The organism is Streptomyces sp. NPDC101110 (assembly GCF_044759525.1).
Taxonomy (GTDB): Bacteria; Actinomycetota; Actinomycetes; order Streptomycetales; family Streptomycetaceae; genus Streptomyces.
Genome location: NZ_JBIVZM010000002.1, coordinates 221,578 through 237,776 on the forward strand (window position 1 = coordinate 221,578; position 16,199 = coordinate 237,776).

Annotated in this window: 17 protein-coding genes and 1 pseudogene; 5 read left to right on the forward strand and 13 right to left on the reverse strand. The window is 72.1% G+C overall.

Going from position 1 to position 16,199, the window contains the following annotated elements; translation table 11 throughout:
• Nucleotides 1-20 precede the first annotated feature (20 nt).
• The 3 genes from rho to ACIQU3_RS04395 all read left to right on the forward strand — a co-directional run bounded on the left by rho (nucleotide 21) and on the right by ACIQU3_RS04395 (nucleotide 3,283).
• Nucleotides 21-1,163 carry a transcription termination factor Rho gene (rho, locus tag ACIQU3_RS04385; protein ID WP_403727791.1) on the forward strand — a complete coding sequence of 381 codons (1,143 nt, stop codon included), beginning with the start codon at nucleotides 21-23 and terminating at the stop codon, nucleotides 1,161-1,163.
• 158 nt (nucleotides 1,164-1,321) lie between these two features.
• Nucleotides 1,322-2,485: a D-alanyl-D-alanine carboxypeptidase family protein gene (locus ACIQU3_RS04390; protein WP_403923307.1), complete on the forward strand. Its 1,164-nt coding sequence runs from the start codon at nucleotides 1,322-1,324 to the stop codon at nucleotides 2,483-2,485.
• A 483-nt stretch (nucleotides 2,486-2,968) separates the two neighbouring features.
• The gene (locus ACIQU3_RS04395) at nucleotides 2,969-3,283 is read left to right on the forward strand and encodes a hypothetical protein (RefSeq protein ID WP_403727786.1); all 315 of its coding nucleotides are present in this window, start codon (nucleotides 2,969-2,971) and stop codon (nucleotides 3,281-3,283) included.
• Nucleotides 3,284-3,317: 34 nt separating this feature from the next.
• Here ACIQU3_RS04395 and ACIQU3_RS04400 read toward each other — a convergent pair whose 3' ends face one another.
• The 12 genes and pseudogenes from ACIQU3_RS04400 to ACIQU3_RS04455 all read right to left on the reverse strand — a co-directional run.
• The gene (locus ACIQU3_RS04400) at nucleotides 3,318-4,241 is read right to left on the reverse strand and encodes a glutaminase (protein ID WP_403727784.1); all 924 of its coding nucleotides are present in this window, start codon (nucleotides 4,239-4,241) and stop codon (nucleotides 3,318-3,320) included.
• Nucleotides 4,242-4,284: 43 nt separating this feature from the next.
• A complete protein-coding gene (gene aspA, locus ACIQU3_RS04405; RefSeq protein ID WP_403727781.1) occupies nucleotides 4,285-5,694 on the reverse strand; it encodes an aspartate ammonia-lyase in 1,410 nt (469 codons plus the stop codon).
• A 123-nt stretch (nucleotides 5,695-5,817) separates the two neighbouring features.
• A complete protein-coding gene (locus tag ACIQU3_RS04410) occupies nucleotides 5,818-6,834 on the reverse strand; it encodes an asparaginase (protein WP_403727778.1) in 1,017 nt (338 codons plus the stop codon).
• Between the two features lie 32 nt (nucleotides 6,835-6,866).
• On the reverse strand, nucleotides 6,867-8,309 hold the full coding sequence (locus ACIQU3_RS04415) for an amino acid permease (protein ID WP_403727776.1): 1,443 nt from the start codon (nucleotides 8,307-8,309) through the stop codon (nucleotides 6,867-6,869).
• Complete coding sequence (locus ACIQU3_RS04420) at nucleotides 8,306-8,983, reverse strand: FadR/GntR family transcriptional regulator (protein WP_366709871.1); 678 nt, start codon at nucleotides 8,981-8,983, stop codon at nucleotides 8,306-8,308. The genes ACIQU3_RS04415 and ACIQU3_RS04420 overlap by 4 nt, the downstream gene beginning before the upstream one ends.
• Nucleotides 8,984-9,148: 165 nt before the next feature.
• Nucleotides 9,149-9,985, reverse strand: coding sequence for an undecaprenyl-diphosphate phosphatase (locus tag ACIQU3_RS04425; RefSeq protein ID WP_403727773.1), 837 nt, complete (start codon nucleotides 9,983-9,985; stop codon nucleotides 9,149-9,151).
• A gap of 81 nt (nucleotides 9,986-10,066) precedes the next feature.
• Entirely contained in the window at nucleotides 10,067-10,414 is a 348-nt protein-coding gene (gene crcB / locus ACIQU3_RS04430; RefSeq protein ID WP_403923308.1) for a fluoride efflux transporter CrcB, read from the reverse strand.
• Nucleotides 10,411-10,791 carry a DUF190 domain-containing protein gene (locus tag ACIQU3_RS04435; protein ID WP_403727768.1) on the reverse strand — a complete coding sequence of 127 codons (381 nt, stop codon included), beginning with the start codon at nucleotides 10,789-10,791 and terminating at the stop codon, nucleotides 10,411-10,413. The genes crcB (ACIQU3_RS04430) and ACIQU3_RS04435 overlap by 4 nt, the downstream gene beginning before the upstream one ends.
• On the reverse strand, nucleotides 10,788-11,243 hold the full coding sequence (gene crcB, locus ACIQU3_RS04440) for a fluoride efflux transporter CrcB (RefSeq protein WP_403727766.1): 456 nt from the start codon (nucleotides 11,241-11,243) through the stop codon (nucleotides 10,788-10,790). The genes ACIQU3_RS04435 and crcB (ACIQU3_RS04440) overlap by 4 nt, the downstream gene beginning before the upstream one ends.
• 305 nt (nucleotides 11,244-11,548) lie before the next feature.
• Complete coding sequence (locus ACIQU3_RS04445; RefSeq protein ID WP_403923309.1) at nucleotides 11,549-12,508, reverse strand: SMP-30/gluconolactonase/LRE family protein; 960 nt, start codon at nucleotides 12,506-12,508, stop codon at nucleotides 11,549-11,551.
• 48 nt (nucleotides 12,509-12,556) lie between these two features.
• Entirely contained in the window at nucleotides 12,557-12,814 is a 258-nt protein-coding gene (locus tag ACIQU3_RS04450; protein WP_403727761.1) for an ArsR/SmtB family transcription factor, read from the reverse strand.
• A 181-nt stretch (nucleotides 12,815-12,995) separates the two neighbouring features.
• Nucleotides 12,996-13,395, reverse strand: a pseudogene (locus ACIQU3_RS04455) (glycosyl hydrolase 53 family protein); the annotation flags it as partial.
• 150 nt (nucleotides 13,396-13,545) lie between these two features.
• On the opposite strand from ACIQU3_RS04455, the gene ACIQU3_RS04460 reads away from it, so the two are divergent.
• The gene (locus tag ACIQU3_RS04460) at nucleotides 13,546-13,971 is read left to right on the forward strand and encodes a MarR family winged helix-turn-helix transcriptional regulator (protein ID WP_403727760.1); all 426 of its coding nucleotides are present in this window, start codon (nucleotides 13,546-13,548) and stop codon (nucleotides 13,969-13,971) included.
• Nucleotides 13,972-14,202: 231 nt separating this feature from the next.
• Here the strand turns inward: ACIQU3_RS04460 and ACIQU3_RS04465 are convergent, their stop codons facing one another.
• Nucleotides 14,203-14,601 carry an SseB family protein gene (locus tag ACIQU3_RS04465; RefSeq protein ID WP_234846955.1) on the reverse strand — a complete coding sequence of 133 codons (399 nt, stop codon included), beginning with the start codon at nucleotides 14,599-14,601 and terminating at the stop codon, nucleotides 14,203-14,205.
• A 284-nt stretch (nucleotides 14,602-14,885) separates the two neighbouring features.
• On the opposite strand from ACIQU3_RS04465, the gene ACIQU3_RS04470 reads away from it, so the two are divergent.
• Nucleotides 14,886-16,067, forward strand: coding sequence for an MFS transporter (locus tag ACIQU3_RS04470; protein ID WP_403727758.1), 1,182 nt, complete (start codon nucleotides 14,886-14,888; stop codon nucleotides 16,065-16,067).
• The last annotated feature ends 132 nt before the right edge of the window (nucleotides 16,068-16,199 follow it).

The following is a 16,199-nucleotide window of genomic DNA, read 5'->3' on the forward strand; positions in this document are numbered from 1 at the left end:
GTGAAAGGACACACACCACCATGACCACCACACTCGACAACCCGTCCGTCCAGCAGCAGTCCCCGGAACGGACCGTGTCCGGTGTCCTCGACGTCGACACGAACGGCAAGGGACACCTGCGTGGCGAGAACTGCCTGCCCTCGCCCGCCGACGCCGTGGTCTCCCCCGCGCTGATCCGCCGGTACGGCCTGCGCAGGGGCGACCTCGTCGAGGGCGTGACCGGCGACCGGCGCGCCCTGACCGACGTCGCACGCGTCGGCGGCCGTGCGCCCGGCGGCCCGCACGGACGGCGCCACTTCCGGGACCTGACACCACTGCACCCGCACGAACGGCTGCGGCTCGAACACCCGGCGGCCGGCCTCGCCGGGCGCGTCGTCGACCTGATCGCACCCGTCGGCAAGGGCCAGCGCGGGCTCCTCGTGGCCCCGCCCAAGACCGGCAAGACGGTCCTCCTCCAGCAGCTCGCCGCCGCCGTCACCGGCAACCACCCCGAGTGCCGGCTGATGATGCTGCTGCTCGACGAGCGGCCCGAGGAGGTCACCGACATGCGGCGCTGCGTGCGGGGCGAGGTGTACGCCTCGACCTTCGACCGCAGTGCCAAGCAGCACATCGCGCTCGCCGACCTGGTGATCGAGCGTGCCAAGCGGCTCGTGGAGGCCGGTGAGGACGTCGTCGTCCTCCTCGACTCGCTGACGCGGCTGTGCCGGGCTCACAACAACGCCGCCGCCTCCGGTGGCCGCATCCTCACCGGGGGCGTCGACGCGTCCGCGCTGACCGGCCCCAAGCGGTTCTTCGGCGCCGCCCGGTCGGCCGAGGAGGGAGGCTCGCTCACGGTCCTCGCGACCGCCCTGGTGGAGACCGGTTCGCGGGCCGACGACTTCTACTTCGAGGAGTTGAAGTCCACCGGCAACATGGAACTCCGGCTGAGCCGGGACCCGGCGTCCCGCCGGGTGTTCCCGGCCGTCGACATCGCCCTCTCCGGCACCCGTCGCGAGGAACTCCTGCTGCGACCGGCCGAGTTGACGGCCGTCCACGGCCTGAGGCGCGTGCTGCAGGGCCGGGACGGGCAGGGCGGCCTGGAGACCCTCCTGGAACGGATGCGCCAGACGCCGGACAATGCGACGTTCCTGCGGCGCATCCAGCCGACCCTGCCCTCGGACTGACCCGACCGTGCCCTTCCCAGGGCGTCACCGGGGCCGGTCGCCGAGGACGCGGCGGAGGTCGGGGAGCCGGGCACGGGGGATCATCCATCCGGGTGCTAGCGCGGGCAGTGCGGCCCCGTCGTCGCCGCGCGAAGCATCTGCGTTTCTACGTTGACCGTATGATCAACGGATTCTCTTCCCGGGTGGCCGTGTCGGCCGGTGCGCTCTGCGTGGCAGGGCTTCTGGCGCTGACGCCCGCGGCGGTGGCCGACCCCGGCGGGGCGGAGCCCACTCCACCGGGCGGCCCGAGGGCCGGGGGCCCGCACCCCTCGCTGCTGTACCGCCCCGGCACCCAGGTCCGACCGCGTACCGGAGCCGCGCGCCTCCCGAAGGTCTCCGCACTGTCCTGGCTGGTGGCCGACGCCGGCACCGGAGAGGTGCTGGCCGCCCACAACGCACACCGCAAGCTGCCCCCGGCCAGCACCCTGAAGACCCTGTTCGCCCTCACCGTGCTGCCCGGGCTGCCGGCGGGCGTCCGGCACACGGTCCGCGAGCAGGAGCTGCGGGGCATCGGCGCGGGCAGCAGCCTGGTCGGGGTCGCCGAGGGCCATACGTACCGGATCGCCGACCTGTGGCGCGGTGTCTTCCTCAACTCGGGTAACGACGCCGTGCACGTCCTGGCCGAGCTCAACGGCGGCTGGCGGGTCACCGCCCGGCGGATGCAGGCCAAGGCCAGGTCCCTCGGCGCCCGTGACACCCACGTGGTGTCACCCGACGGCTACGACGCACCGGGGCAGGTGTCGTCGGCGTACGACCTGGCCGTGTTCGGCCGGGTGGGGCTGCACAACCCGGACTTCGCCCGGTACTGCGCCACCGTCGAGGCCACGTTCCCCGACGGCGGCAACGGGTCGTACCCGATCCTCAACACCAACCGGCTGCTGAGCGGCGCCAAGGGGGTGAAGCCGTACCGGGGCCTGATCGGCATCAAGAACGGCTACACCTCCAAGGCGGGCAGCACGCTCGTCGCGGCGGCCCGCCGGGACGGACGGACCCTGGTCGTGACGGTGATGAACCCTCAGGAGGGCGGCGGGTCCGCCGTGTACGAGGAGGCCCGTTCGCTGCTCGACTGGGGCTTCAGGTCGGCCGGGAAGGTCGAGGCGGTGGGCTCGCTCGGTGCGCCGGGCACGTCCGCGACGACACCGCCCGCGGTGGCGGCGGCCGCGCCGCAGGAGCACGGGTCGGTCTGGACGGAGGCGGGGATGATCGCGGGCGCCGCCGGAACGGGCGCGGCCGTCGTGGTGCTGGTGCTGCGGCTTCCGGTCCGCAGGCCCCGGCGGAGCTGACCCGCCGGCAGCCACAGCAGCGGGCCCGGAGTGATCCGGGCGTAGATGTTGCCGCCCAGGAACCCGTCGACGCCGGACGCGTCGTCGAACCACAGCCACACCACGCTCGTGCACTGCACGGCGTACAGGGCGCCCGCCACCCGGCAGCGCCCGCGCGGACCAGCACGGCGAAGCAAGGCAGCAGCCACACCAAATGGTGCACCCAGGTGATCGGGCTGACGAGACAGGCGGCGATATCCGTCAGGGTGAACACCGCCGTCCAGTCCCCCGCCGCAACCGCCCGGCGGGCCCGCACCGCCCCACACCGAGGACCAGCAGCACCGCCGGGGCCCACACCACACGGTCCGGTTCGCCGAGCCCGGCCAGGATGCCCTGCGCCGACTGGTTCGAGACGTACCCGAGGCGTCCCACGCGGTCGGGGTCCCACAGCGCCTGTCCAGTAGAAGCGCGAGGCGTCCGGGTCCACCCGGGCCGCGAGGGCGCGTGGCGCCGCCAGTCCGGTCCGGCGAGCAGCCGCAGGATGCCGTCGCGCCGGACCTCGGGCACTTCGCGGACCTGGCCAAGTACGGGACCGCGGCGCACGCCCCGCTGCCCTGGGCCTCGGACGACCTGCGCGGTCCGGCGGCCCCCACGCTCCTGGTGCTCGGCGACACGGACTTCCTGCGTGTCGAACACGCCGCCGAGATGCGTGATCTGGTTGCCGACGCCCGGCCGGCGGTGCTCCCGGACACCACCCACATGGCGCTCATGCGGCTCACGGCACTGCTGCTGCCGATGCCGGAGGAGTTCCTCGGCTGAGCGTCCCGGGCCCCGGGCGGGATGAGATCTGCGGTCAGAACACCGACAGGCCGGTCAGGGTCGTGAACCGGTCGAGCGCCGCCACGCCCGCCACCGAGTTGCCCCGCTCGTCCAGGCCGGGGCTCCACACGCACAGGGTGCAGCGGCCGGGCACGACCGCGATGATGCCGCCGCCCACTCCGCTCTTGCCGGGCAGACCCACCCGGTAGGCGAAGTCACCGGCCGCGTCGTACGTGCCGCAGGTCAGCATGATCGCGTTGATCTGCTTGGCCTGGCTGCGGGTGAGCAGACGGGTGCCGTCGGCGCGGATGCCGTGCCGGGCCAGGAAGCCCGTGGCGAGGGCCAGGTCGGCGCAGGACGCGGCGATCGAGCACTGCCGGAAGTACTGTTCCAGGAGCGTCGGCACGGGGTTGTCGATGTTGCCGTAGGACGCCATGAAGTGGCCGAGCGCGGCGTTGCGGTCGCCGTGGGCGGTCTCGGACGCGGCGACCTCCTGGTCGAAGCCCAGGTCGGGGTTGCCGCTCTCGGCCCGCAGGAACGCCAGCAGTTCACCCGACGCGTCCCCGGTACGGGTGTGCAGCCGGTCGGTGACGACGAGGGCGCCCGCGTTGATGAACGGGTTGCGCGGGATGCCGTTCTCGTACTCCAGCTGGACCAGGGAGTTGAAGGGGTTGCCGGAGGGCTCGCGTCCCACGTGCTCCCACAGGACGTCGCCCTCGCGGGCCAGGTCGAGGGCGAGGGTGAAGACCTTGGTGAGGGACTGGGCGGAGAACGGCTCCCGCCAGTCCCCCACCCCGTACACCGTGCCGTCCGGCTCGGCGACGGCCATGCCGAAGCTGCGCGGGTCACGGGCGGCGAGCGCCGGGATGTAGTCGGCGGGCCGGCCGCGGCCGGGGGTCCGCTCGATCTCCTCGGCGATGCGCTCCAGGACCGGCTGGAAGGTCGTCGACGACGTCATGATCGCTATTGTCCCTCCACCGGTCCCGGTGCGCTCCGGCAGGTCAGGCCGGGGTCCGGCCGCTGCCGGCGAGGACCTCGGGGCGCAGCAGGCCGGCGAGGGTCTCGGCGGGGAGCAGCCCCTTCTCCAGGACGAGTTCGGCCACGCCCCGGCCGGTGGCGAGGGCCTCCTTGGCGATGCCGGTGGCGGCCGTGTAGCCGATGTGCGGGTTGAGGGCGGTGACCAGGCCGATGGAGTTCTCGACGCTCGCGCGCAGCGCTTCGGTGTTGGCGGTGATGCCGGACACGCAGCGCTCGGCCAGGGTCAGGCAGGCGCTCTGCAGATGTGTGATGGACTCCGACAGGGAGTGCAGGATGATCGGCTCGAAGGCGTTGAGCTGGAGCTGTCCGGCCTCGGCGGCCATGGTGATGGTGACGTCGTTGCCGATGACCTCGAAGGCGACCTGGTTGACGACCTCGGGTATGACCGGGTTGACCTTGCCGGGCATGATGGACGAACCGGCCTGCACGGGCGGCAGGTTGATCTCGCCCAGGCCGGCGCGCGGGCCGGAGGAGAGCAGCCGCAGGTCGTTGCAGCTCTTGGACAGCTTGACCGCGATGCGCTTGAGCACGCCGGACATCTGCACGAAGGCGCCGCAGTCCTGGGTCGCCTCGACCAGGTTGGCCGCGGTGACCAGGGGCAGTCCGGTGATGGCCGCGAGGTGGCGGCGGGCGGCCTCGGCGTAGCCGGCGGGTGCGTTGAGGCCGGTGCCGATCGCGGTGGCGCCGAGGTTGATCTCGTGGATCAGCCGGACGGCCTCGGCGAGCCGGGCCCGGTCCTCGTCCAGCATGACGGCGTAGGCGGAGAACTCCTGGCCCAGGGTCATGGGGACGGCGTCCTGCAACTGGGTGCGGCCCATCTTGAGCACGTCGCGGAACTCGACGGCCTTGTGGGCGAAGGAGTCCTGGAGGACGGACATCGCGTCGAGCAGCCCGCGCACCGCGAACACCGTCGCGATCTTGACGGCGGTCGGGTAGACGTCGTTGGTGGACTGGCCGAGGTTGACGTCCTCGTTGGGGTGCAGGAACCCGTACTCGCCCTTGGCGTGGCCCAGCAGTTCCAGCGCCCGGTTCGCCACGACCTCGTTGGCGTTCATGTTGGTGGAGGTGCCGGCGCCGCCCTGCACGACGTCCACGACGAACTGGTCGTGCAGCTTGCCGTCGCGGATCTCCCGGCAGGCCTCGACGATGGCGGCGGCCTTCCTCGGCTCCAGCAGGCCGAGTTCCTCGTTGGCGAGGGCGGCGGCCTCCTTGACGGCTGCGAGGGCGTCGATCAGGTGCGGGTAGGCGGAGATGGGCATGCCCGTGATGGGGAAGTTCTCCGTGGCCCGCAGGGTGTGCACACCCCAGTACGCCTCGGCGGGAACGTCACGGTCGCCGAGCAGATCGTGCTCGGAGCGGGTGGCGGCGGTCATGACGGTGAGGGTCCTCTTTCTGAGGGAAGTGAGGTGGGGTCTGCGCCCCTTCGGGGGGCGCGGGGACTGCGCGATCAGCCACGGGGGTCCGCAGCCGCCCGGCTGGGTGTAACCGGCACGTCGTCAGGCGCGGGCAGCACCGGCGAGCGGCTGCAGCGAACGAACGGGCCGCACCCGCCCGACCTCCCGGCCACCGCCCAGCAGCGGCTCGCCCCGGAACTCGGTGAGCAGTTCCGGGTCGACGCCCGCCCGGGCCAGCGCCCCGGCGGTCACGGGCACCCGGGCCCGGTTCGCACCATCCGCGATCTTCACCGCGACGGCCCGCCCGTCGGCCAGCGCGGCGACCTGCACGCCCTCGAAGCCGTCCTTGGTGAGCAGCCCGGGCACGGCCCGCATCAGCGCGGCGACGTCCCGCCCGGAGCCGGAGGCCATCTCGGCGTGTTCGCGCATCGCGTCGGCGACCCGGGCCTCGGGCGTGCCCTGCGCGGCGGTGACGATCCGGGCGGTGGCCCGCGCCAGTCCGTGCAGGGAGAGGGAGAACAGGGGCGCGCCGCAGCCGTCGACGGTGACCCGGGCGATGCGCTGCCCGGTGAGGTCCTCGACGATCTCGGCGATGGCCTGCTGGAGCGGGTGGCCGGGGTCGAGGTAGCTCTCCAGGGGCCAGCCGTTGAGGGTGCAGGTGTAGAGCATGGCCGCGTGCTTGCCGGAGCAGTTCTGGGCGAGCCGGGAGGGCAGCCGGCCCTCGCGCACCCAGGCGTCCCGGACGACCGGGTCGAACGGCAGGTCCGGGACGTTGCGCAGGTGGTCCTCGGTGAGCCCCGCGAGTTCGAGGATGCGCCGGGCTCCGGCGAGGTGGCGTTCCTCGCCGGAGTGGCTGGCGGCGGTCAGCGACAGCAGTTCGCCGTCGAGGGGCAGCCCGGCCCGGGCCATGGCCACGGCCTGGACGGGCTTGATCGCGGAGCGCGGATAGAAGGCGGCCTCGATGTCCCCGATCTGGAGCCGGACCCTTCCGTCGGCGTCGAGGACGACGACGGAGCCGTAGTGGATGCCTTCGGTGATTCCGCCGCGGACGAGGTGGGCGACGGGGGCGTGGAGAGGTTCACGGACAAGGGGTGCGTCCGCGAGAGAACTGCTGTACATCAGTGCCTGCTTCTCGGGGAGCGGCGCGTTCCTCACGCGTCGGCCCCGCTGGTGGACTCGTGTGCGATACGGCCGCGGATGCCGAACCATCCGGCGACCAGGGCACCGACGATCAGCGGCAGGCACAGCACGGTGGTGCGTCCCGCGCCGCCGTCGGCGTACATGAGGACCAGGACGGAGGCGAGGAAGGCCAGCGTCACGATCTCGGTCCAGGGAGAGCCCGGGAGCCGGTAGCCCGGGCGGGTCAGCTCGCCCTTCTGGGTCTTCTGCCAGAAGAGGAGGTGACAGATCATGATCATGCCCCAGGTGGCGAGGATGCCGATCGCGGCGAAGTTCAGCACGATCTCGAACGCCTCGGCGGGCACGACGAAGTTGAGGCCGACGCCCAGGACGCAGACGCCGCTGGTGAGCAGGATGCCGCCGTAGGGGACTTGGCTGCGGCTCATCACGGCGGTGAACTTCGGCGCGGATCCGGCCATGGCCATGGAGCGCAGGATGCGGCCGGTGGAGTAGAGGCCGGAGTTGAGGGAGGACATGGCGGCGGTGAGGACGACGAGGTTCATCACGCCGCCCGCCGCCGGGACGCCGATGTTGGACAGCACCGTCACGAAGGGGCTCTCCCCCGCCGTGTACTTGTTCCACGGCAGCAGCATCGACAGCAGCACGACCGAGCCGACGTAGAAGACGCCGACGCGCCACATGATCGAGTTGATCGCCTTCGGCATGATCTTCTCGGGGTTCTCGGTCTCGCCCGCCGCCACGCCGACCAGCTCGACGGAGGCGTAGGCGAAGACGACGCCCTGGATGATCAGCAGCATGGGCAGGAGGCCCTGCGGGAAGACGCCGCCGTTGTCGCCGATGAGGGACGGGCCGGGGGTGTGGCCGTCGACGGGGTGCTGGGTGACCAGCAGGAAGATGCCGATGCACATGAAGACGACGAGGGCGCCGACCTTGACGATCGCGAACCAGAACTCCAGTTCGCCGAAGATCTTCACCGAGATCAGGTTCACGGTGAGCACCACGGCCAGCGCGATCAGCGCGATCACCCATTGCGGTATGTCGGAGAACATGCCCCAGAAGTGGGTGTAGGTGGCGACGGCGGTGATGTCGGCGATGCCGGTGGTCGCCCAGTTGAGGAAGTACATCCAGCCGGCGGTGTAGGCGCCCTTCTCGCCCATGAACTCGCGGGCGTAGGAGACGAAGGCACCCGAGGAGGGCCGGTACAGCACGAGTTCGCCGAGGGCGCGCACGACGAGGAAGGCGAAGAGGCCGCAGACCGCGTAGGCGATGAAGAGGGAGGGGCCGGCGTCGGCGAGACGGCCTCCGGCGCCGAGGAACAGGCCGGTGCCGATGGCCCCGCCGATGGCGATCATGTTGACGTGCCGGGACTTCAGGGACTTGCTGTAGCCCGCGTCTCCGGCATCGACATGGATGGAACGTTTCTGCACATCGTCGTGCAGGGACTGCTCGCTCACGCCTCGGTTCCGCCTTCCATGGGGGTGTCCGTGCGCGAGGAACGCACGATGTCGGTGAGGGTCGTCTCGACGCGGTCGAGGTGGTGGGCCATGGCCTCCACCGCGTCGTTCTCGGAACCGTCGGTCAGTGCCTCGACGATCGCCCGGTGCTCGCGATTGGACTGCTCGCGGCGGCCGCCCAGCTCGTTGAGGAAGGCGGACTGGCGGGCCAGGGCGTCCCGGATCTCCTCGATGACCCGGCGGAACACCGGGTTCTGGGCGGCCTCGGCCACGGCGAGATGGAACAGCGTGTCCATGGCGACCCACGCGGTGGTGTCCGTCTCCCGCTCCATCCGGTCCAGCAGGTGCGCCAGATGGTCGAGGTTCTCCGGGGTGCGGCGCCGGGCCGCGTACCCGGCGACCGGGATCTCGACGTGACGGCGCACCTCCAGCAGGTCGCTGGCCGCGTAGTCGCCGAAGGTGGGGTCCTCGACGGTGCTGGCGACGACGAAGGTGCCCTTGCCGGTTCGGGACACGGTCAGGCCCATGGTCTGCAGGGCCCGCAGCGCCTCGCGCAGCACGGGCCGGGAGACCTCCAGGGTGCGGCAGAGCTCCGCCTCGGAGGGGAGCTTGTCGCCGATGGCGTACTCGCCGCGCTCGATGGCACCGCGCAGGTACGCCAGCACCGCTTCCATGGCACTGACGCGACGCACGGGCTGTCCGGCTGTCCGGCTGTCTGACAGGTTCACGGGAGAGATACTCCGGCCGGCGGAAGGCGGCTGTCAAGAGGGTGCCCCCGAGAGACGCGGGGAACTGCGCGACACGCCACGATGGCGCCGCGGAAGCCCCAGACGGCACGGTCAACTGCTGAGCACACCCGCTCCGAGCAGCCCGAACAGCAGCGCACCCACCACGATCCGGTAGATCACGAACGCGTTGAACGAGTGCTTGGCGACGAACTTCAGCAGCCAGGCGATGGAGGCGTACGCCACGACGAACGAGACGACCGTGCCCACGGCGAGCGGCGCGGCGCCCACCCCCGTGCCCAGGGCGTCCTTGAGCTCGTACAGGCCGGCGCCGGTCAGCGCGGGGATACCGAGGAAGAAGGAGAGCCGGGTGGCGGCGACGCGGTCCAGGTCGAGCATCAGCGCGGTGGACATGGTGGCGCCGGAGCGGGAGAAGCCGGGGAAGAGCAGGGCGAGGATCTGGGAGCTGCCGACGAGCATCGCGTCCTTGAACGACGTGTCGTCCTCACCGCGCTTGTGCCGGCCCATCCGGTCCGCCGCCCACATCACGCCGCTGCCGACGATCAGCGAGCCGGCGACCACCCACAGCGAGGCGAGCGGGCCTTCGATGAGCGGCTTGGCGGCGAGCCCGACCACGACGATCGGGATGGTCGCGCAGATGACCCACCAGGCGAACCTGTAGTCGTGGTGGTAACGCTCCTCCCGGTGGCGCAGACCCCTCCCCCAGGCGGAGACGATCCGGACGATGTCCTGGAAGAAGTACACGAGCACCGCGGCGATCGCGCCGACCTGGATGACGGCCGAGAAGCCGACCACGGCGTGGTCGTCGACAGGGATGTCCATCAGCCCCTCGACGATCTTCAGATGGCCGGTGGAGGAGACGGGCAGGAACTCGGTCACCCCCTCGACGGCTCCGAGGACGACGGCCTGACCGACGCTGATGACGCTCATGGGATCCAGTTCTGCTCGGGGGCGGGAGCGGAGGGGACCGTCTTACTACATCCGGACGAGAACGCGGTTCATGGACGCACCTCACATGCGCGCCAGTGCGGCCCCCGCGACGGCCGCGGCGAGGCCCGCGGTCACACTGAGCACGACGTTGAGGGCGGCCTGCAGCCGTGCCCCGGTCTCCGCCAGCCGCAGCGTCTCGTAGGAGAACGTCGAGTAGGTCGTCAGGGCCCCGCACAGGCCGGTGCCGAGCAGCAGCTGGAGGTGGGTGGCGGCGCCGGTGAGCAGGCCGAGGATCAGCGACCCGCCGGCGTTGACCGTGAAGGTGCCCCAGGGGAAGACCGAGTCGTGCCGCGCCTGGACCGCCCGGTCGGTGAGGTAGCGCAGCGGGGCGCCCACCATCGCGCCGCAGACGACCAGCAGCCAGTTCACAACGACTTCTTACCCTTCGTGCCGGCGCTGCCGGGATCGTCCCCGCGGCCGGTGTACCGGATCACCTCGCACTCGTCGAGGGTGACGAGGCCCTCGGTGACGATGTCGTCGAGGTGCGGGAGGAACGCGCGGACACGCGGCTCGGTGTCGACGATCACCACGGCCACCGGCAGGTCCTCGCTCAGGGACAGCAGCCGCGAGGTGTGGATCAGGGAGGAGGCGCCGAACCCCTCGATGCCGCGGAAGACGCTGGCGCCCGCCAGGCCGGCCGCGTGGGCCCGGTGGACGATCTCCGAGTAGAGGGGCCTGTGGTGCCAGGTGTCGCTCTCGCCGACGAAGACGGTCAGGCGCAGGGCCCTGCCGGTCGGTCTCGTCATCGTTGCCTCCTCCGCAGGACGCGGCGGGTCGTCCCGGCCGCGAGCCACACCGCCGTGAGAGCCGCGAGCGGGGTCGCGACCAGGTAGGCCAGACCGGGGCCGGCCTGTCCGCCGTCGACGAGCCTTCGGATGTCCACGGCGTACGTCGAGAAGGTGGTGAAGCCGCCGAGGACGCCGGTGCCGAAGAAGGGGCGGACGAGGGGATGGGGGGTCCGCACCTCGGTGATGATCACCATGAACACGCCGATCACCGCGCAGCCGGCGATGTTGACGACCAGAGTCGTCCAGGGGAAGCCGCCCGCGGGCGTGGGCCACCAGAGGGAGGCGGCATAGCGGGCGGTAGCCCCCGCTCCCCCGCCGAGCGCGACGACGGTGACGACGGGCGCCTGGGCGCGCCAGGAGCACCGCCGTGGGGTGGAGGCTCGCACATGGAGGCTCTCGGGGGATGTCATGGGGGTGCGTCTCCTACTCGCCGGGAGCCCGGGGTCGTGCGGGCGCGTGCCGTCGCAAGTAGGGACCGTTGGCGGCGTCCTTGCCGCGGTTCGGGTACGGCGGGCCCCACCGCCGCGCCGCGACGTCAGCCGCGGCCGGAGTTCAGGTTAACCCCGGGGGCCGAACGGGGTCACTCCGAGGCGACGGTGAGGGTCACTACGCGGCGGCGGAGGCGGCGGTGAGGGTCACCGCACGGCGGGCGGTGCAGGTCGCTCCCGAGCAGGCGGTGCAGGCGGCACGGGCGGCTCCGGAGCAGGCGGGCGGGTCACTTCCGGGCGGGCGGCTCGCAGACGGCGACGCCGCGTTCCCAGATGCTGCCGAGGATGAGGTGCCCGCCCGCCTCGCAGACGCTGGTCGGCATGCGGTAGCCGGAGTGGCGGCGGACGAGGTGGTGGACGAGGCGGCCCTGGTCGTCGTAGGCCTGGAGGGCGATCGTGCCGACCGGGCGGAACGGGGCGCGTACGGCGGCGCGCGCGGCGGCGGCCCGGACGCCGGGAGCGCTGCGGTGCAGCAGGTCGAGGGCCGGGACGCGGGGCCCGGCGAGCGCGACCCAGATCGGTCCGTCGGGCGCGCCGCGCCACAGGTTGTCGGGCATGCCCGGGAGGTCCTCGGCGAACGACTCGCTCCGGCCGGCCCCGGGCCCGGTGAGCCGGAGGCGCAGCATCCGGCGGGCGCCGGTCTCGGCGACGACGAGGAAGGACTCGTCCGCGCCGACGGCGACGCCGTTGGCGAACTGCAGTCCGTCCAGCACCACCTCGGGTGGGTCACCGCCGGGGGCGAGCCGCAGCAGCCGTCCCGTCCCGGTGTGCTCGACGATGTCGCCGATCCAGTGCTCCAGCGGGTGGCGGCGGCTGGAGACGGTGAAGTAGACGCTGCCGTCGGAGAGGGACACGACGTTGCTGCAGAAGTGCAGCGGTTCCCCGGCCACCGAGTCGGCGAGGACACGGACGGTGCCGTCGCCGGTGCCGACGCGCAGCAGTCCGCGTGTCGCGTCGCACACCAACAGGTCGCCGTCCGGAAGGAGTTCGAGCCCGAGCGGCCTGCCACCGGTCTCGGCGATCACCTCGACGCGGGCCGCGACCCGATCGCCGAGGGCGTCGAGCCGCAGGATGCGGCCGTCCGCGACGCCGGTGAGGACGCGGCCGCGTGGGTCGGCGACCACGTCCTCGGGGCCGGGGCCCACGGCGACGTAGTGGCGGGGGACGAGTGCCGTGGGTCGGTCCATCGCGTGCGTGTCCTTCACCGTCGGGAGCGATACCGCCTGCCGGGTCGCCTACCAGCCCTTTTCAAACATGCGGGCGACTTCGGCGATCCGTATGTCGTCGCGGTGGTAGCGGACCCGGCCCGAGGACCTGCTGGTGCGCAGCATGCCGGTGGCCTCGAGAAGCCGGAGATGGGTGACGGCGACCGGGCGTGCCAACGAGAACCGCTCGGCGACGGCGTCCGCGGTGACACCGTCCTGCGCGGCCCCGGGTTCCTCCAGCCAGGCCAGGATGCGCAGCCGCGTCTCGTCCGTGGGAGTCCTCAGCATGTCGTGCCCCTGCCTCGCGGCTCCGCCCTCACCGCGTCCTCCCACTGTCTCGCAGCGAAGGCCGCCGTGTCCGGCACTCGGCACGCTTGACCGATACCGAGCCGCCTTACTCCACGCGGGACTTCGGGTAGCGCGACCCGGCAGCGGTAAGGGCCCGGCCGGCGGGCCCTTCCCCGTGCGCTCAGCGGCGCCGGAACCAGGACATCGACGACAGCGCGCGATCGTCGTGGCCGAACAGTGCCTGGTTCTCCCAGGCGTTGCCGGAGGCCGCGTCGGTCGGGTCCCAGCCGTTGCCGCCCGCCACGGTCCAGGTCGCCTCCCAGTAGAAGACGCCCGGGCCGGGGCCGTTCGGGACGGCTCGACGATGCTGGTCATGTGGTCCACCGTGTCCGGCCGGCCACGCTCGCCGGATAGCCGGAGACAAGCTCGTCCGAGGTGTTGCTGATGTTCTCGTGGGAGTCCTCACTGTCCAGCCGGAACGGGTAGGCGGTCTCGGCGACGAAGACCGGCTTGCCCCAGCGGGCGGCCGCGTCGTCGAGGGTCGTCCGGAAGCCGGCGAGGGTTCCGTGCCAGTAGCCGTAGATGGTGCGGGTGCTGCTCGCACAGATCGGGGCGAGGATCCGGCGGCGGTGATCCTGCCGACGGAACTGGTGAAACGGGAGTCGGCGTAGGCGCCGAGGCGATGATCCATGCACGGTCATTGAACCCTGCACCGGTGTTACCGTTCCCCTATGGCGGCGAGTACGGCTGGCGGACAGCTCGAGGAACGGTGGCGGGACATCCTGTCTGCGCATGCCCGCACGATGTGCGAGATCGACCGGGCCCTGCATCCCCACGGGCTCGGGGCGTCCGACTTCGAGGTCCTGGACATGCTCGCGACCGCCGCGCCCGAGGAGGGCGAGCAGTGCCGGGTGCAGAATCTCGTGGGGCGGGTCCACCTCAGCCAGAGCGCGCTGTCCCGGCTGATCGCCCGGCTGGAGAAGGACGGCCTGGTGACGCGGTCCGTCTGCGCGGAGGACCGGCGGGGCGTGTGGGTCGCCCTGACGCCAAAAGGCCGTGACCTGCACGCCGAGGTGCTGCCGTTGCAGCGGGCGGCGCTGACCCGGGCGCTGGGCGGACAGCCGCCCAGGCCGGGATCGGGCCGGCTCCCTCAGTAGGACGTGCCGCGAAGGCGGCGCCTGCCGTCGACGACGCCACTTTCACGACGGGCCATAGGTCGTGTCCACAGAGTCCCGTCGTCCGCCCGGAGGGCGGGCCGCGCGGCGTCTGGTGCGTGCTCTCGGCGTGCCGGGCGGAGACCCTCGTACTGGACGTACTCGGGGCGTCGCCCGGTGCGGCGAGAGGGCGTGCCGGACGCCGCGCGGCAGGCGGGACTGTGCGGACACGGCTCAGCGGGCCAGCAGGGTGCGGACTCCCTCCGAGGTGAGCGTCAGCCGGTGCTCCGAGCTGCCGTCGATGGTGAGCGACAGGTCGTCGGCCGGCCACTGGGCGGCGAGGGCACCGAGCGGCACCATGCGGTAGCGGGAGACGAACGGCAGCAGCCCGGCCATCTCCACCTCGGAGGTGAACACGGGCACCACCGGTTCGCCGCCCGGCTGCTCCAGCACCGGCAGCGCCACCGCCGAGGGGTTGGCGGCGTCGGCGTCGGCCGCGTCGTCGGGCACGGGGATGAGCACGTCGCTGTTGGCGAGCGCGTCCAGAGCCGCCGCGTCCTCGGTGTTCTCGGCGAGGACGTCCAGTGCCCGCTGGGCGGGCGTGGGCGTGGGGTCGTTTGCAGGTGTCTCCATGGCACATTCCCTGGTAGCGGCAGTCGTGCGGCCAGCCCGGGGCAAGATCCGCCCCGGGTACGGTCCTGCTCGCGTACCCGAACGGCACCGGGGCAATCCTGGTGGATCTTCAGGGTTCGTGGGAGCCGCGGGGAGATCTTGTGGCCGGGCCAGGGTGATGTCCGGGCCCCACCGGGGGATGTTGACGCCCAGGGTGTTACCGGTAACATCACTCCTCTGATCCAGACCTGCGCGACCGTGCTGCCCTCCGTCCACCCCTCGGTGGCCCGTCTCCCGGAGTCCGCGTGATCGAAGAGCGCGTTGCCCGTCTCTCCCCCGCACCGCCCGGCCCGCTCTTCAGCAGGGCCGCCGTGGTGGCCTCCTGTGCCGGATTCGTCCTCATCGGGGCGTTGCAGGCTCTCTACGGACCGGCGATTCCCGCCCTGCGCACGGAGTTCGGGCTGTCGCCGTCCGCCGCCGGCCTCGGACTCAGCGCCCACTTCGTCGGCGGCGTGGCCGGTGTGCTGCTGTTCGACCGGCTCTACGGGCGGATCGGCAACCGGCACGTCCTCGGCAGCTCGTACCTGCTGATGGCCGTCGGCGCGGCCGGTTTCGCGCTGGCGCCCGACTGGCCGACCGCGCTGGCGGCCGCCCTGCTCGCCGGGTTCGGCTTCGGCGGGATCGACTACGGCCTCAACCAGTTGTTCGCCGTGGGCTTCGGCCACCGCTCGACCGCCATGCTGAACATCCTCAACGCGCACTTCGGCGTCGGCGCCATCCTCGGCCCGGCCGTGATCGGCGCGGTCGGCTCCGAGCAGTACCCGGCCGTGTTTCTCGTCTTCGCCGCCGCCAACCTGCCGCTGCTGCTGTGCCTGAGGGGGGTGCGGAACCAGGTGCCCGCCGCGGGCGGTGAACGGGCCGGCGGCGGAGCCGTCCTCGGGCGCAGCCTCGGCTCCGTACTCGCCGTGTTCGTCGTCCTCTACGTGCTGCACGTCGGCATCGAGGCCGGGGTCGGCGGCTGGGAGCCCACCCATCTGGAGACCGTGGGTTACGGCGCGGGGGCCGCCGCCACCGCCACGTCCGTGTACTGGCTCATGATGACCGTCGGCCGATTCCTGGTCGCCCCGCTCGCACTGCGCTTCTCCGCCCAGGCCATCATCACCGTCTCGTGCGCGGGCATGACGTTGTGTCTGCTGGCGGCGACGGTCCCGGCCCTCGCGCCCTACGCGTACGCCGGTGTGGGTCTGTTCATCGCGCCGGTCTTCCCCACGGGGCTGCCGTGGCTGAACCGCGCCGCGCCGCGGGCCCGGCGGGCCGGTGCGCTGGTCATCGCGGCCTCCATGGCCGGCGGGGTGGCCGCGGGGCCCGCCCTGGGCAAGGCCATCGAGTGGTCCGGGGTGCGCGCCGTGCCGCTCCTGCTCTGCGGCACCTCGGCGCTCTGTCTGACCGCCACGCTCTGGCTGATCCGCGCCACCCGCTCCCACTGACCGCCTCTGCCTCTGCCTCTGCGTCCGTCTCCGCCTCCGCCGCGGTCTGTCTCTGCCTCTGCCTCCGTCTCCCGCCGCTGTCTCTGTCTCTGTCTCTGTCTCTACCTCTGCCTCTGCCTCTGCCTCTGCCTC

What these genes read in the sequence shown, in the direction of transcription:
- aspA (WP_403727781.1), bottom strand. Translation starts at nt 5,694, where the DNA reads ATGACCGCCGCCACCCGCTCCGAGCACGATCTGCTCGGCGACCGTGAC.
- crcB (WP_403727766.1), bottom strand. Translation starts at nt 11,243, where the DNA reads ATGACATCCCCCGAGAGCCTCCATGTGCGAGCCTCCACCCCACGGCGG.
- ACIQU3_RS04420 (WP_366709871.1), bottom strand. Translation starts at nt 8,983, where the DNA reads ATGGAAGCGGTGCTGGCGTACCTGCGCGGTGCCATCGAGCGCGGCGAG.
- ACIQU3_RS04400 (WP_403727784.1), bottom strand. Translation starts at nt 4,241, where the DNA reads ATGACGTCGTCGACGACCTTCCAGCCGGTCCTGGAGCGCATCGCCGAG.
- ACIQU3_RS04445 (WP_403923309.1), bottom strand. Translation starts at nt 12,508, where the DNA reads ATGGACCGACCCACGGCACTCGTCCCCCGCCACTACGTCGCCGTGGGC.
- ACIQU3_RS04390 (WP_403923307.1), top strand. Translation starts at nt 1,322, where the DNA reads ATGATCAACGGATTCTCTTCCCGGGTGGCCGTGTCGGCCGGTGCGCTC.
- ACIQU3_RS04450 (WP_403727761.1), bottom strand. Translation starts at nt 12,814, where the DNA reads ATGCTGAGGACTCCCACGGACGAGACGCGGCTGCGCATCCTGGCCTGG.
- ACIQU3_RS04460 (WP_403727760.1), top strand. Translation starts at nt 13,546, where the DNA reads ATGGCGGCGAGTACGGCTGGCGGACAGCTCGAGGAACGGTGGCGGGAC.
- rho (WP_403727791.1), top strand. Translation starts at nt 21, where the DNA reads ATGACCACCACACTCGACAACCCGTCCGTCCAGCAGCAGTCCCCGGAA.
- ACIQU3_RS04435 (WP_403727768.1), bottom strand. Translation starts at nt 10,791, where the DNA reads ATGACGAGACCGACCGGCAGGGCCCTGCGCCTGACCGTCTTCGTCGGC.
- ACIQU3_RS04465 (WP_234846955.1), bottom strand. Translation starts at nt 14,601, where the DNA reads ATGGAGACACCTGCAAACGACCCCACGCCCACGCCCGCCCAGCGGGCA.
- ACIQU3_RS04410 (WP_403727778.1), bottom strand. Translation starts at nt 6,834, where the DNA reads ATGTACAGCAGTTCTCTCGCGGACGCACCCCTTGTCCGTGAACCTCTC.
- ACIQU3_RS04425 (WP_403727773.1), bottom strand. Translation starts at nt 9,985, where the DNA reads ATGAGCGTCATCAGCGTCGGTCAGGCCGTCGTCCTCGGAGCCGTCGAG.